The sequence below is a fragment of the Leptolyngbya boryana PCC 6306 genome (genome assembly GCF_000353285.1).
GTDB lineage: Bacteria > Cyanobacteriota > Cyanobacteriia > Leptolyngbyales > Leptolyngbyaceae > Leptolyngbya > Leptolyngbya boryana.
On the sequence record NZ_KB731324.1, the window covers coordinates 3,611,002 to 3,627,048 of the forward strand.

Here is a 16,047-nt window from a genome sequence, read left to right on the forward strand (position 1 = left end):
CTCTCTAAAGTTGATGGTTCTCAACAATTATGGCGATCATTTCCTCTAAAAAACAGCCCAACGATCGAGATAAAGCTGCTGCGCCCGCTGACAAGGTGAGCGTCATGGCGCAAGCTGTCTCCCAAGCTGTCTCCCATGGCAAGCCTGAGAAGACAACCATTCTTCAAGCTGAGCCGGAGCCTGAAGAACGCAGCAAACAAGAAGAAAAAATCCGTCCCCAATGTCTGACGGAATATATTGGACAGAAAGATCTAAAAGATGTTTTAGATATTGCGATTCGCGCCGCTAAGTCTCGCCAAGAGCCATTAGATCACCTTTTACTCTACGGCCCTCCCGGACTGGGTAAAACCACAATGTCGCTGATTTTGGCGCAAGAAATGGGCGTGAAATGTAAAATTGCTAGCGCTCCTGCCCTCGAACGCCCGCGCGACATTATGGGTTTACTGATTAGCCTTCAGCCGGGTGATGTGCTGTTCATCGATGAGATTCACCGTCTTGCCAAAGTCGCTGAAGAATTGCTCTACCCGGCAATGGAAGATTTTCGGGTAGACATTCCCCTTGGCAAAGGGAAAAGTGCCAAAATGCAATCGATGAGCTTGCCGCCTTTTACGTTAGTAGGAGCCACAACGCGAGTCGGTGCGTTGACTTCGCCATTGCGCGATCGCTTTGGCTTAATCCAACGCCTGCGATTTTACGAAATCGATGAACTGACTGAAATCGTCTTGCGTACGGCTGCACTGCTGAAAATGAACATTACCCAGTCGGGTGGAGAAGAGATTGCTCGCCGCGCCCGTGGAACCCCTCGGATTGCCAATCGCTTGCTCAAACGAGTCCGCGACTTTGCTGAAGTGAAAGCCTTTCGAGAAATCGATCGAGACATTGCCGCCGAAGCCCTGCAACTGTTCAACGTCGATCCTTGTGGTTTAGATTGGACGGATCGCCGCTTGCTCAGTTTCATGATCGAACGACACAACGGTGGTCCCGTCGGACTTGAAACGCTAGCTGCGTCCACGGGTGAAGACGCTCAAACGATCGAGGAAGTTTACGAACCTTATCTGATGCAAATCGGGTATCTTAGCCGTACCCCACGGGGTCGAGTGGCAACTGCGGCTGCTTGGAAACATTTGGGCTATACCCCACCCGATACTCATCAAATGACACTTTTACCGTAGGAGATGTTCATGATTCGCTGTTTGCTCAAATCTCTGTTGATGGTTGCGATCGCGTTTTTCATCGCTTGGCAACCTGTTCTTGCTGAAGAAGAACCCATGACTGCTGCAACTCTGTTTGAGCAACTTTCGACTCTAAAACAGCAAGCCTTTGAATCGACGAACAAAGGCGACTTTACCAAAGCTGAAGCGTATTGGTCAGAACTGCTAGAGTTGCTGCCAGATAATCCCGCCATTTGGAGCAATCGCGGCAATTCCAAAGTCAGTCAAAACAAGTTAGAAAGTGCGATCGCAGATTTCAACAAAGCGATCGAGCTTGATCCGAATGCCCCTGATCCATATCTGAATCGGGGCGCTGCAATGGAAGGATTGGGAAAATTTGAAAGCGCGATCGCCGATTACAACAAAGTTCTCGAACTTGATCCCAATGATCCGGCTGCCTATAACAATCGAGGCAGTGCTGAAGCCGCATTAGGACAGTGGGAAGTGGCAGTAAAAGATTTTCAAAAAGCAGCGGATGCTGCTCCAGACTATGCGTTTGCTCGTGCCAACTATGCATTAGCTCAGTACCAACTTGGCAACATTGAAGATGCCATTCGGACAATGCGAAATTTAGTTCGCAAGTATCCAAAATTTGCCGATATGCGGGCAGCGCTCACGGCTGCACTGTGGGTTGAAGGCAAGCAGGGCGAAGCAGAGAGCCAGTGGGTTTCAGCCGTCGGATTAGATAAGCGGTACAAAGACATTGAATGGGTGAAAAACGTGCGCCGCTGGCCGCCAACCATGTCGAGTGCTTTGGAGAAGTTTCTCAGCCTCAAATCTTAGAACAATGGCTCTACTTTGAAACTATAAGCTCAAAAATTCGATGGTTGAGCAGTATTGCGAACTCTGAACTATCCGCAACTCAACTTGAGCATAAGGTTAAGAGTTCACCACGATCAATCTGATGGGGAGAGCGGAGAAAGACCTAAAATCATAGTCCTGCTCCCCATCGTCCCACCTCTCCACTCTACAAAGTCAGCATCGTCAACTAGCCGTTCTCACCGCAGGCAACCTCGGATATCGGAAGACCATGAATTATTCGGATGCAATATTTAAAGAAATGTAATGAAAGTTGCAAAAAATCCGATCCGTTCATTCTATGGAATTGGGAGCCTTTAGGTTAGACGAGATCTCTAGGTTAGGGAGGAAGCGCGATCGTGCCACCCATGTTGCAGATTCAACTTCTTGGTGGGTTTGACTTATCCTACGGCGACCAGTCGTGGACGAGGGCGATTTCAGAACGGCTTCAGTCTTTGCTGGCTTATCTAGCATTGAATCGGCAAAGGGCACAATCTCGCCAACACTTAGCCTATCTATTTTGGGGAGACTCGAGCAATCCGCAGGCTCGAACTAACCTACGTAAAGAGTTATACAATCTGCGGCAAAACCTACCCAATGTAGAACAGATTGTACGGATCGAGCCAAAAACGCTCTCATGGTCGCCAACTATTCCTTTTGCGCTAGATGTGATGGAATTTGAGAATGCGGTAGCACAGAACCAACTTGAACGTGCGATCGCGCTCTATCGAGGTCAATTATTGCCCAGTTGCGACGATGACTGGATTTTCCCAGAACGAGATCGATTGCAGCAATTGTATGTTCGAGCCTTAGAGCAATTGATCGAACAACTCAAAAACCAGCAAGACTATCGTTTAGCTTTAAACTACGCACAACAGCTATCACGGGTCGATCCGCTCAACGAATCGACCTACTGCACCTTGATGCAATTGCATGATTTGAGTGGCGATCGCGCTAATGCACTTCAGGTTTATCACCACTGTATGACGATGCTGCGCGAGGAGTTGGGCGTTGATCCGAGTCCTACCACTCGTAGATTCTATGAACAATTGCTACTAGAAGAAGAATCACCCATCGGCTCATCTCCAATTCAGCCAAGGGTACATCTCCCCCTATCGCTGCCGTCACAATCCGCCTTGCCAATGGTCGGACGGAACCACGAGTGGCATTTAATTCAAGAATGGTCAGCGATCGCTGACCCCCAAGTTCTACTCCTCACTGGTGAACCTGGGATTGGCAAAACTCGACTTCTAGAAGAACTTCGAGAAACAACCCCTTTTGCGCTCTGGGGACGGGGATTTGCGGCTGAAATGCTACGACCCTACGGCATCTGGATCGATGCATTGCGATCGGTACGGCTCCTCAATCCTGTCCCAGCAGAATTAGGCTTCTTACTGCCCGAAATCGGACAACCGAGCAAAGCCCCACCGGATCGAAGCCATTTGTTTGATGCGGTCGTGCAATTGCTAGCAAACTGGGCAGCACAAACCCCCTTACTGGTGATGCTCGATGATATTCAGTGGATAGATGAAGGCTCATCCGCCTTACTGCACTATGCGAGTCGCTTGTTGACTCATCTCCCGGTTAAATTTGCTTGTACGGCTCGTTCTGGAGAACTCTCCAAAAATGCCGCGATTTCGCAAGTTCTTCGATCGCTTCGACGGGAGCAACGTTTAAATACGATTGAACTCCAACCCTTCGATCGGGGTAACACAGCAGCCTTGATTCATGCAGCCAATACCGATCATCCATTTGAGATGTCTCTAGAACTCATCGATCGAGTTTTTCGAGATAGTGGCGGCAATCCTCTCTTTGTGCTGGAGATAGCACGAGCATTGTCTCAGCGGCAATCTCATGCAACGGATTTGGCAGCGTTGATTCGCGATCGCTTAGACCAATTAGAGGACAAAGCGCGTGACCTTTTACCCTGGGCAGCCGCGCTCGGACGAAGTTTCAAGCCTGCAATGGTCGCTCAGGTGGCAGACTATCCGTTGCCGGAGTTATTCAGCGCGATCGCGCAACTAGAGCAACAAAGCATTATCCGTCCCAGTGCGACAGGTGAAAATGAACTAGGCTATGACTTTGCCCATGATGTCGTGCGCCAAGTTGTGTATCAACACATTTCAGAGCCGCGCCGCCAGTTGATGCATTGGCAGATTGCTCACCGGCTCAACCAAATCGCAACGCTAGATCATTCTTTCGCAGGAGATATTACTCATCATGCGGGGCTAGGAGGAGATCATGCACTCGCTGCCTCTCATGCCTTGCCTGCCGCAGAACGCTGCTTAAAATTATTTGCTTATGCGGAAGCAACAGTTCTCGCAGAGCGGGGGGTGCAGTCGTGTCAATGGCTCGATCAGCGCTCTCGTATTCCCTTACAGTTGAGGTTACTCCGAGTCTGGGCGATCGCAGGTGTCAAGCACGATCTCGCTGTGCAGATCGAAACTCAGGTTCATCAACTGATGGCAGAAGCAAATCGATTAGGCTTGAATGACGATGCCGCAATCGGACACGAAACTTTAAATGTTCTATATTACGAGCAGGGCAATTACGTTCAACTGCATCAACATTCCCTGCGATCAACAGAAGTGAGTCGTGCCGCTAGCCCTGCGACAGCCGCTAGAGTGTTAGCGCTGAGTGGCTCCTGCTTGACAGAATTGGGACAGGATATGATTCGGGCAGAAGCACTCCTCCTAGAAGCCCAATCCTTGGCGAATCGGGTCGGACTAGAGCAGTGTGATATCCATAGTGGATTAGGAGGGATTGAACTACACAAGGCGAACTATGATGCAGCGCGAACTTTCTTGCAACAGGCATTGCAACTCGCGCAACGCGATCGTGATCGTTGGCGAGAATGTAACTGTTTAATGGGGTTAATCATGACCGAATTAGAAGCAGGCAATCCAAGCGCTGCTTTGTCTTACTGTTCAACGATGACGCATCTTGTTGCCCAGATTGAAGGCAAAGAGAGTGAAAACGCTATAGCAGCAGCCTTAGCAGCGCTTGCCCATTATCAGCTTCAGCGCCCCGAAGCCAATTTAGAAGCCGCGATCGTCAAACTGCAACAACTGGATATCAAGCGAATGCTAGCTTACATCCTGATTGGAGCAGCAGAAGTAGATTTTGCTCAGGAACGATTTGAATTAGCGGCTCTTCGAGCCGAGGAAGCTTTACAAGCGGCGCAAACGATGAAGCATCCGAGCGAGATTGCGATCGCTGGAGCGCTGCTGATTCAAAGTGTTTTAGCATTAAAGCACGCCGAACGGGCAATAGGAGTATTTGAAACCTTACACCATCGGATTGATCGCCGTTTGCTCAGTGTCCGCGCTCAAACTCAGGTTGATTGCATGACGCAACAACTACAGCCCTTAATGAAAAAACGTAAACTTTCTAGTTGAGGTCGTTATGTCACTCGTGATTGTTGAAACTGTTGCCGAACAACCACTGACCGATGCTTACTTAGAAGAAGCCGTTGAAATTGCGTTGCCCTGTCTACAAGCTCGTGGGATCACCTGGCTTCATTCCCTCCTGTCTCGCGATCGCGCTCAAATGATCTGTCTTTACGATTCGCCCGATGCTGCGACTGTGCGGAACGCCTACGCTCATCTAGGAGTTCAAAAACGGGCAATCTGGTCAGGGGAAATGATTCCAAACCGTTCTCGCCCTCAACCCAACTCGGCGGATCGCTCTGTCATCGAAGCACACTCTCCTGCTTCGAGCGCACCAGACTGGAACAGAATTCACCAACAATTTTCTCAATGCTGCAGAGAGTTAGGGGTGAACTGGTTACGCTCCTATTTGTCACTCGATCGTACTTCTGCGGTCTATGAACTAGAGGGATTGGATGCAGAAACGATTCGCAACGTTTCTCGAAAATTGGGCACTTCCTTTGATCGCATCTGGTCAGCTCACTTGCTAATGCCCTAATCCAGAAGGGTTTTAGAGTTGGAACGCTTTGGCAACGGTTTAGGAACGGCGAGATCGCTACCTTTAAGTTCAGATGATTTTTCAAGGAGCGTCCGATGACAACCCAAACTTTTGATACCACCAAAGCAGAAGCCTTTGCAGGAAGAATGTTCGAGATTTTCAACAGTGCCGCTTTGTCGCTGATGATGTCGATCGGACATCGGACTCAATTGTTTGACACAATGGCAGACTTGCCGCCCTCGACCAGTCAGCAAGTTGCTGCGGCTGCTGGGCTGAACGAACGCTATGTGCGCGAATGGCTCGGTGCAATGGTCACAGGTGGATTCGTAACCTACAATCCACTGACTCAAACCTATGTGCTGCCTATAGAGTATGCTGCTTTTTTGACGCGATCTGCTACACCGAACAATCTGGCTCTTGTTGCTCAATACATCCCGGTGCTTGCCTCGGTCGAAGAGCAAGTAATTGAGTGTTTCTATAAAGGTGGCGGTGTTCCCTATTCTGAGTTCCAGCGATTTCACGAGGTGATGGCGGAAGACAGTGGTCAATCGACAGTAACAGCACTATTCGATCAGATCTTACCGCTCGTTCCGGGACTGACTGAAGCACTAGAACAAGGCATTGATGTCCTCGATCTCGGGTGTGGGAGTGGACGGGCACTGAGCACCCTTGCCGCGAACTTCCCCAAGAGTCGCTTTACGGGCTATGACTTTTCGGAGGTGACGATCGCGACTGCAAACCATGAAGCGCGATCGCAAAATCTCAGCAATATTCGATTTCAAGTGCAAGATGCCGCTACTTTGAACGAGCACGATCGCTACGATCTAATCACAACGTTTGATGCAATTCACGACCAAGCACGACCGGACATCGTGCTACGCAATATCTATCAAGCCCTACGAAGCGATGGGGTTTACTTGATGCAAGACATTCATGCTTCCAGCCAGGTCGAGGGCAACCTAGAGCATCCGATCGCACCCTGGCTTTATACCATTTCTTGTATGCATTGTATGACGGTTTCTTTGGCTTATGGCGGTATGGGTCTGGGAACGGTGTGGGGCAATGAGCAAGCATTAAAAATGCTAGCTGAAGCGGGATTCAAGCGGGTCGAACTCAAACAAGTGCCCCAAGATTTTCTGAACGATTACTACATCACTTACAAGCAATAGCCCTATGTGCCAACTCTGCGGACTTGCAGCACGGTATGCCCGTGTTCGCCAGGATTCTCTTGTTCAAAATCTTAGTCAATTTGCAACTGTAATTCAAACAAAAGCATCGACTGAGACAAAGCCAAATCAACCAGTCACTAACCTAGGAGAAAACTAGGAGACTCCTGTTTGACCCCACTAGTTTTGCAGGGTGAGACAAATTTAGGTGAATTAGGCATCAACACCCTGCAATCTCGTTATGCCACAACGTCAAGTTCACCTGAGTGTGAGCGCAATGGGACTTGCACTTATTTGTTGCCTTTCAACATATTTGTTGCCTTTCAACACCGCGTCGGGTGGCAACATGTGGAAGTCACCGAACACCGGACGAATGCTGATTTTGCTCGTTGGCTTTAACGCCTAGTTGAGGAATAGTTTCTCATGGCTATCAAGATTCGCTTAGTTCTCGGCAATCTCAATGATCAGAAAGCCACCCTGGACTGGCACTTTACGAGTACTGATGCCAAGCGTCTTTATCCAGAAATTCACCTCTCATCATCAACGGGGCAGACGATTAGGTGCTGAGATTTTTAGGGGGCTTCGCGTATATCAATTTCTGTTTCTGATTTTGTTACGCTGACATTCAGAACCCGGAGTCTTTGCCATTGTAGCTATTATCCGTAGATTGAAATTCATTGCTTATGATTCGTTTTACCCGGTTCTCTGTTCTCCTCACACTACTAACAGTTACAGGATTGCAGGCTTATCCAGCGATCGAGCTTCCAGTCGTTGCTCAAACTTCTATTTGCGCTCCAGATCAAACGTTAGATACGGATGAATATGCGCTGCGCGATCAAGCTCGTGTTGCACTAGACAATGGTGATCTGGCAACAACGGTGCGAACTTTAAGAGAAGCTTTGTTGATCACACCGCAAACGCAATATCCTCATAATACAGTCGAGCAGTGGCTTTTAGAAGACAACAACGGGACTCGAATCGAGCAGTTGCTGAAATTTTCTGACAAAAAACAGACGACGCAAATCTTAGATCAGCTTTATCAAATTACGCAACGGCTGAAACCAAACCATAGCTCAATTAAAACTCGTGCCTTCGCTGCGATCGCAAAATCCTACATTGTTCTCAATCAGTTCCCATCTGCGATCAATGCTCTCAATCAAGCTCGTGATGCTGTGCGTTTTGTTCAGGGGACAACTGAAAAAGCAGATCGGTTACTCGATATTGCCGCAGGATATGCTGCATTGCCTCAACCGCAAATCGCTCAAACCAGTCTCACCCAAGCTGAGAAAGCAATTCAGCAGATTCAGCAATCCGATCGAGCTGTCCGACTCGTTCGACTCGCAACACTCCATGCTGAAGATGAGAATTTTACGAAAGCAAGAGCGATCGCGGCTAAGCTGCCTAAAAATTCAGAATCACACGCGATCGTATTTAGAGCAATTGCTGAGAACTACATCAGAATCAAGCAATTAGGCAATGCAGATCAAGCGATTCAAACCATTACACATCCGATGCAAAAAGCGATCGCACTTGGAAAAGTTGCCGTAGCTTATGAGCGTGCTCAACAACCAGGAATAGCGACAAAACGGTTTGATCAGGCAATGGCGATTGCTGCCACTCCAAACCTAGTGAGTGGTTTCTATACTTCAGAAATGCTGAGAAGAGATCTCGTCGTCAATCTAGTCGAGGTAGGTCGAAGAGATGCAGCAAGACGGCTTGCTATCAATTCTGAGATGCCATCTTTCAAGAAAGAAGCTTACAAGGTCATTCTTTTGGCTGATGTTCGTGCAAATGAGCCAGTCAAAGCGAAGAAACTGCTTTCTCAGCAATTGACTGAGATCCTGAATCAGCAAGATAGCAGTTGGCACAGATTTGAACTTGTTAATCTGATAAACACTGCGACTGAAGCGGAGCAGTTTGATTGGTTTATCCAAGAATGGAATCGCATTTCAAAGGTTGATTTTGGTCTGACGGATCAAGATGTTGAGAGAATCACGACATCTCATGCTCAGAAAGGTCGGCATATACAAGCTTTGCAGTGGACAGAAAAGTTGCCGATCGCGAATCGCCCAGTGTTGCAGATTCGATTGAAATCTACGATCGCGCTGGCTGCTCATCAATCTGGACAAACAGCTTGGGCAAAGAATTTGCTTCAGACCACTGAGCAGCAAATTAGCGCATTGATGAAAGCATCCCGTGACCGACTTCAGCGTGAGGGCGGCGACACGAACGAGCCAGATGACATTGAATACATTGGGGTAGCAGTACTTGCCCTTTCTTACGCTCAGATAGGAGATACTGGAACGACTCAGAGATTGCTCGATCGCGTTGTTAAGAGCAAGATGAATCAGAATGATATGCAGCTAGGTGGACGAATAGACAATCCGTTTGAACTGTTTCGAGAAGCCAATCAGATAGATGGAGCCTTTCAGCTTGCAAACGGTTCTGTGTTGCCTGAAAAGCGCTTTCAACGCCTACAGACAGTTGCAGGAATGGCATTAGCGCAAAATCGATTTGATATGGCAACTTCCATTGTGCCTCGGTTAAATTCAGCCAGTGGTCAAACTCAATTACTGCTGGCGATCGCTCAACGCTACACCCAACTCAAACAGACCGATAAAGCGCTTCCTTTCCTCGCTCAAGCCTTCAAAGTTGCTCAAACGATTCCAGGAGAAGAATCTCAGTTTGATCGATTGGGTGCAGAGGGGGGAACGGTGATCGAGATGGAGAATGATCGCGGAAGTTTGATTGAAGCGATCGCGGTTCAGTACGCTCGATTGAAGCAACCCGCTCAGGCTTTGAAAGTTGCGAATACTTTGAAAGAGAAGAAGACTCGCGATCAAGCACTCGAAAAGGTGAGATGTGCAATTTCAAGCTAGTCGAGAAAATTTCCCTGGGTTTTCAGTTCGTTGCGGTTTAGCCTAGGAATTCTATCCACGGGCTAAACCCACTTTGCTGAGGAAGACTATTCTGATTCAAAGTTACGCGATCGCGGTTTGCATTTGCTCACGATCGCAAAATCCTATACCGATTCAACGTAATCTCCTCGACCAATGCACAAACTTTTCCCGGTCACACTTCTCAGTCTGCAACTCGTTGGTCTGCCTTCGATGAGTCTGGCGCAGGTTAAGCCAGCCTGCATCAGTCCCTATGGTGGAGACGATCGCGCGATTCCGTTGAGTGATCCTCAATTGGCGAAAAGTCAGCAAGGAAAAGAAATGGCAGAAATTGCGATCGCATTTCTCAAAGCAGGTCAACCAGAACGCGCCGCTCAGGTCAACGAGCAGATGCGATCGCGCTTCAAGCTCGCCCCTAAAGATCTCTCAACCTTAGTCATGATTCAGTCTCTTATCGCTGGAGATCAAGCTGCTGCAACCGCACATGTGCCTAAGCTCAACCTGACTGGATTTGGAGATATTGATGCGATCTTTCTCGCGGCGCGGACTCTACCTGTTCAAGATCAAGCCGATTGGATACTGAACGTGGTCGATCAACTCCCGATCAAAAACGGCAAATTGCTGTGGTGGATTGTACTAGCGGAGTTATATCCCAATCAACCTATCACTCTAAAAATTGCAGCAAAGATTCGCTCTGTGCTGACCCAAGACGATCAACTTTCCGAATGGGTGAATTTAGCAGTCGTCTATCGTCAAGCAGGAGATTTTCAGGCAGCCCGATCTCTACTCGAATCCTTAACAGATCAAGCGCGATCGGAACCTCGCAACCTATCTAATCGGCTCAGGATGATTCAAGAATTTGCTCGCATCGGACAGCGCGATCGCGCACGGGCTGAACTCATGAACCTCAACATCGAAACAGGATCAAATAGCCTGTCTGTGAACCCTGACTTGACCCATCACTTAAGCCTTGCTTATGCTGCCATTGGAGATTTAACCACAGTTGCAGACTTGATTCAAAAGCTCCCAGTTCAAGCTGATCCGGATTCCTTTAGCTTCCATCGTCAAGATTCAACCCGATCCGCGATCGCGCGACAATTTGCAGAACAAAAAAATGTTCAACAAAGCCAACGATTTCTACTTTCGATCAAAGATGCGAAGCTACAACAAGAGACGGCTCAACGGATCATCCAGCGTTTTCTTCAAACAGAACAATGGGCATCCGCAGCGGCAATTTCATCATTAGCAGAACCGAAATTACAAGCGATGGTTGCTTACAAAGCAGCACTGGCAAATCAATCCGCACTCAGCGATCGTGTGATCTCAACCATGCGCGGCAACAACGGAGATCTGATTCGCCTACTTCAGACTACATCCGCACTCAATCAGGTCGGATACCAAACGAAAGCACACACCTTACTGCAAGAAGCCTTATCTTTAGCAACTCAGCAAAACATTCAGCCCCTTTTGCCGACGATTGCAGTTCAGTTTGCAGAAGCGGGTGATTTTGAGCAGGCAAATCAACTGCTCGATCGACAATTGCGAAGCTTTGAGCAACGATCGCAAAAACCAAAATTTCCAGCGTTTGAACCTTTGCTACCCATCTCACCCACTCCTCCTGACGAATCCGCTTTATGGCGATTTTTTGAGTATGTCCGGCTGAGTGCCTCATCCTTCCAACCCGAAAAACCTACTCCACCCGTTACCGCAATTCCAGTTCAGCCCTCGATCGCAGGAACAACAGCCATCAACCTCGGCAGTTTTGCAACCTTCTATAGTCGCGCCCGCAATTTTACAAAAGCGGATCAACTGATCCAAAAGATTCCCGACCAGTACTGCACCTTCAAAGCATCCATCATTCAATTTGCTGTGTTAGAAGCTATTGCAGCCAATCAGCCAGAGGTAGCGCAGTCCCTTTTAGCGAAACTTTCTCGGTCTGCTCAGCATCAAGATTTTGTGCGGGCAAATTTAATTGCGATCGCTCATCTCTATCTCACGCAAAATCAATCTGCAAAAGCAATCCCTCTTTTAGAACAATCCTTGAATCTGCTCCACACATAGCAGACTCTGAACGCGCGAAATGGAGAGAGTTAGGAGAGAGATGGGGAGAACCCAAACTTAGATTACCCCCTATCTCCCTATCAGCTTAATTGTCGTGAACTATGAGTAGTCCTAAAGATTCCACCTCCAGTTAATCACTTCAGGTTGATCAATCCCATGTTCATACGCATACTGGCGACATTGAATTTGCATGTTTTTGAACTTTTCTTTCGCATGAGCGCCCGTTGTTCTGAGTCTGGGAACGCGATCGATAACATCCATTGCGAGACTAAAGCGATCGATATTATTGTTAATCGCGAGTTCCAGAGGTGTGTTGATATTGCCTTTCTCTTTGTAGCCTCGGACATGCAGATTTGCGTGATTCGTCCGACGGTAAGCCAGACGGTGAATCAACCAAGGATAGCCGTGGAAGTTGAAAATGATCGGTTTATCGGTTGTGAACAGACTGTCAAAGTCTCGATCGCTTAATCCATGCGGATGCTCTGTATCCGGTTGTAGTTTAAACAGATCAACGACGTTCACAAATCGGATCTTCACATCCGCAAATTCTTGCCGCAGTAACGCTGTCGCAGCTAATGCTTCCTGAGTGGGAATGTCTCCCGCTGTTGCCATCACAACATCGGGTTCTGTTCCCTGGTCATTACTCGCCCAATCCCAGATGCCAAGTCCCTTTGTACAATGTTTAATCGCTGTATCCATATCCATATACTGGAAGTGGAGTTGCTTGTCAGAAACAATCACATTGATATAGTTAGTACTTCTCAAACAATGATCGGCTACAGAAAGCAACGAATTGACATCGGGCGGCAAGTAAATCCGAGTCACAGAAGGACTCTTATTAACAACAAGATCTAGAAAGCCTGGATCTTGGTGAGTAAAGCCGTTATGGTCTTGCCGCCACACTGTAGACGTAATTAAAAGATTCAATGATGCAATGTCTTCGCGCCAAGAGAGATGATTGCAAATTTCTAACCATTTCGCATGTTGGTTAAACATCGAATCGATCACATGCACAAATGCTTCATACGTTGAGAAGAATCCATGTCGTCCCGTGAGCAGATAGCCTTCGAGCCAGCCTTCTAAGGTATGCTCGCTCAACATTTCCATCACGCGCCCGTCTGGAGAGAGTTCGCCACCGTCTTCGTCTTCAGGCAAATAATCTGCAATCCAGAATTTCTTACTGACTTCGTAAATTGCATTCAGCTTGTTAGAAGTCGTTTCATCCGGCCCGAAGACTCGGAAGTTGTTCGGGTTCATCTTCATGATGTCCCGCAGAAATTTGCCTAACGGCACAGTATTTCCAACTTCGAGCTGTCCTGGTTTGGGCACGTCAATCGCATAGTCGCGGAAGTTTGGCATCTTTAAAGCCCGACGCAAAATCCCACCATTAGCATGAGGATTCGCACTCATGCGATGCGTCCCAGTCGGAGCCATATCCTTAAGTTCAGCGAGTAGCTTGCCATTTTGATCAAAGAGTTCCTCTGGTTTGTAGCTTCTCATCCAAGCTTCTAGCTGTTGAAGATGCTCCGGATTGTGCTGCATTTCAGATAAGGGAACTTGGTGCGATCGCCAAAATCCTTCTACTTTATGCCCATCGACTGTCTGAGGTCCTGTCCAGCCTTTGGGAGTCCGAAAAATAATCATCGGAAAGCGAGGGCGTTGAGCGACATCGCTGCTGCGAGCTTGTTGCTGAATGGCTTTAATTTCGTTCACACAATGCTCTAAGGTCGCAGCCATTGCCTGATGCATGGTTTCGGGATCACTTCCCTCCACAAAGTAAGGCTTATAGCCGTAGCCACTGAACAAATCTTCGAGTTCTTCGTGACTGACACGCGACAGAATTGTGGGATTGTTAATCTTGTAGCCATTCAAGTGCAGAATTGGCAAGACCGCGCCATCGCGTGCCGGATTGATAAACTTGTTCGAGTGCCAAGCAGTCGCGAGCGGGCCTGTTTCCGATTCACCATCGCCGACGACAACTACACTGATCAAGTCTGGATTGTCAAAGACAGTTCCATAGGCGTGAGAGACACTGTACCCTAGCTCACCCCCCTCGTGAATTGATCCGGGGGTTTCAGGCGTACAATGGCTGCCGATGCCGCCCGGAAAAGAGAACTGTTTGAAGAAGCGCAGCAGTCCTTCGGTATCTTCGCTTTTATCTGAGAAGACTTCCGAATAGGTTCCTTCTAGATAGATGGGAGCTAGCACACCGGGCGCACCATGCCCGGGACCTGCCAAGAAAATCATATCGAGATCAAACTTCTTGATCAGGCGATTGCAATGAGTATAGATAAAGCTTAGACCTGGACTCGATCCCCAGTGACCGAGCAGACGGTTTTTGATATGTTCAGGCTTGAGGGGTTCTTGCAGAAGCGGATTGTCACGCAAGTAAATCATGCCGACTGCAAGATAGTTGCAGGCTTGCCAAAACGCATGAATTTTGCGAGCTTCTTCGGTGCTGAGCGGCGATCCTTGAACGGTCGATCGTGCTTCACCATACGGACTAATCGACCGTTCTGCTGCGGGAGTGGTTACCATCGCTTTCTACTCCTTAAATTACTCTGTGAGAGACATCTGACCTTGGAAGCCAGTAATAATGCGATCGCCATTTTTGAGGACGTGAATTTCAATTTGATCGCTCGCCCAAGTTAAGCGATCATGCAATTCCGGATTAAAGACATGCACTCTCTGATTGCTTGAAGACACAAGAGAGTCAGGACTGTGAATCGCTAATGATTCAACATAAGCACCATCAATCATTAAATCGAGTTCTGCAAGCAGATCTTGAGCGCCTGCTGGAGCAAACTCGGATCGCAATTGCTCTAAGGTGAATCCAGTAAACGACATCACATTCAATCCAGCAGCTTTCACTTGGCGCGCCAGACTTGCAAGCGCAGGAGCTTGCCAGAACGGTTCTCCACCGGAAAAAGTCACACCTTGATTGCGATCGTTGCTCAAAATCTTCTCGACTAGACTCTCAATCGTGACCAGTTGATTGGCTTCAAACGACCAAGAAGCTGGATTAAAGCATCCTGGACATTCGCGTAAGCATCCTTGCACCCAAATCACCGCTCGGCATCCAGGCCCGTTTACGGCTGACTCATCGACATAGCCCATAATGTTGAGATATCCAGGGGGAATCTCGAGCAGTTCTTGATAAGCGTCAGGTTTGGTGTGCATAGTCTTTCACCTCAATGGATTAAAGCGGGATAACGAACTGGAACATCAAGCACAGCTTGAATGCGATCGCGAAACTGCTTCAGCACTTCTTCGCTCACGGGTTTAAGCGATCGCACTGGATAAGACTGAAGCAGTTCATGGTTGCCCCGCGCATCTAATTGATGTTCTAGCGGTTTAGGGCGCGTGGGCGTATTGAGTTGAATTTCTTGGGGGCATAGTTCTTGTAGGTGGGTAATGTAGTTGATTTGGTCTTGATCGCGCCAGGGAGAAAGCAGCATTGTTTGAATGGCAAGCTGTCCTCGGTAGCGTTGTCGAAATTGCTTCAAACCTGACCAAATTTTGTCGAGAGTCAAATTTTGAACGGGGCGGTTAATGCCTTGAAATTGTTGATCACAGACGGCATCAATTTTGACAGCGACGAAATCGGCGATCGCTAATTCCGCACGCACTGAGGAATCCCCCAGTAGGCTGCCATTGGTCAGCACTCCGACCGATTTACCAGTGAGAATCTGAGCCATCGTAATGATTTCGCCCAGATTTTGAGCTAGCGTCGGTTCCCCACTTCCGCTCAACGTGATGACATCAATATCCCAAGGCTGAAAGCCAAGAAGATCCTGCCGAATTCGCTCTGTCGGGACAAAGATTTTGCGAGTCGCGTTTTGCTGCTCGATTTCTCCCAGTTGACAGTAAACACAGTTAAATGAGCAAGTTGAAACTGAACCAATCGGATCGATGCCGAGCGATCGACCGAAACGCCAAGATTTTACAGGCCCATACACTGAAGCGAATTGCGTGGTTTGCATGGAA

12 protein-coding genes are annotated in these 16,047 nt (G+C 48.2%); 9 read left to right on the plus strand and 3 right to left on the minus strand.

Features of this window, described 5'->3' with window-relative positions:
• The first annotated feature begins 29 nt into the window (after positions 1 to 29).
• The 9 genes from ruvB (at position 30) to LEPBO_RS0118190 (ending at position 12,060) form a co-directional block, all read left to right on the plus strand.
• Entirely contained in the window at positions 30 to 1,172 is a 1,143-nt protein-coding gene (gene ruvB, locus LEPBO_RS0118150) for a Holliday junction branch migration DNA helicase RuvB (RefSeq protein WP_017288989.1), read from the plus strand.
• A gap of 9 nt (positions 1,173 to 1,181) precedes the next feature.
• Positions 1,182 to 1,994: a tetratricopeptide repeat protein gene (locus LEPBO_RS0118155; RefSeq protein ID WP_017288990.1), complete on the plus strand. Its 813-nt coding sequence runs from the start codon at positions 1,182 to 1,184 to the stop codon at positions 1,992 to 1,994.
• Positions 1,995 to 2,377: 383 nt separating this feature from the next.
• Positions 2,378 to 5,407: a BTAD domain-containing putative transcriptional regulator gene (locus LEPBO_RS37490; protein ID WP_017288991.1), complete on the plus strand. Its 3,030-nt coding sequence runs from the start codon at positions 2,378 to 2,380 to the stop codon at positions 5,405 to 5,407.
• 7 nt (positions 5,408 to 5,414) lie between these two features.
• The gene (locus LEPBO_RS0118165) at positions 5,415 to 5,936 is read left to right on the plus strand and encodes a nickel-binding protein (protein WP_017288992.1); all 522 of its coding nucleotides are present in this window, start codon (positions 5,415 to 5,417) and stop codon (positions 5,934 to 5,936) included.
• Between the two features lie 95 nt (positions 5,937 to 6,031).
• Positions 6,032 to 7,105: a class I SAM-dependent methyltransferase gene (locus LEPBO_RS0118170; protein ID WP_017288993.1), complete on the plus strand. Its 1,074-nt coding sequence runs from the start codon at positions 6,032 to 6,034 to the stop codon at positions 7,103 to 7,105.
• 168 nt (positions 7,106 to 7,273) lie between these two features.
• On the plus strand, positions 7,274 to 7,501 hold the full coding sequence (locus LEPBO_RS42400; protein ID WP_144056231.1) for a hypothetical protein: 228 nt from the start codon (positions 7,274 to 7,276) through the stop codon (positions 7,499 to 7,501).
• A 24-nt stretch (positions 7,502 to 7,525) separates the two neighbouring features.
• The gene (locus tag LEPBO_RS42970; RefSeq protein ID WP_154660836.1) at positions 7,526 to 7,669 is read left to right on the plus strand and encodes a hypothetical protein; all 144 of its coding nucleotides are present in this window, start codon (positions 7,526 to 7,528) and stop codon (positions 7,667 to 7,669) included.
• A gap of 116 nt (positions 7,670 to 7,785) precedes the next feature.
• A complete protein-coding gene (locus LEPBO_RS0118185) occupies positions 7,786 to 9,981 on the plus strand; it encodes a hypothetical protein (RefSeq protein WP_017288994.1) in 2,196 nt (731 codons plus the stop codon).
• A gap of 174 nt (positions 9,982 to 10,155) precedes the next feature.
• Complete coding sequence (locus LEPBO_RS0118190) at positions 10,156 to 12,060, plus strand: tetratricopeptide repeat protein (RefSeq protein ID WP_017288995.1); 1,905 nt, start codon at positions 10,156 to 10,158, stop codon at positions 12,058 to 12,060.
• 111 nt (positions 12,061 to 12,171) lie between these two features.
• Here LEPBO_RS0118190 and LEPBO_RS0118195 read toward each other — a convergent pair whose 3' ends face one another.
• Genes LEPBO_RS0118195 through LEPBO_RS0118205 form a run of 3 tightly spaced genes read right to left on the minus strand, consistent with a single transcriptional unit; the run spans position 12,172 to position 16,043 of the window.
• Entirely contained in the window at positions 12,172 to 14,598 is a 2,427-nt protein-coding gene (locus LEPBO_RS0118195; protein WP_017288996.1) for a phosphoketolase family protein, read from the minus strand.
• A gap of 18 nt (positions 14,599 to 14,616) precedes the next feature.
• Entirely contained in the window at positions 14,617 to 15,240 is a 624-nt protein-coding gene (locus LEPBO_RS0118200) for a 4Fe-4S single cluster domain-containing protein (protein ID WP_017288997.1), read from the minus strand.
• Between the two features lie 11 nt (positions 15,241 to 15,251).
• Positions 15,252 to 16,043 (minus strand): radical SAM protein, encoded by a 792-nt coding sequence (locus LEPBO_RS0118205; protein ID WP_017288998.1) that lies wholly within the window; start codon positions 16,041 to 16,043, stop codon positions 15,252 to 15,254.
• Positions 16,044 to 16,047: the final 4 nt, after the last annotated feature.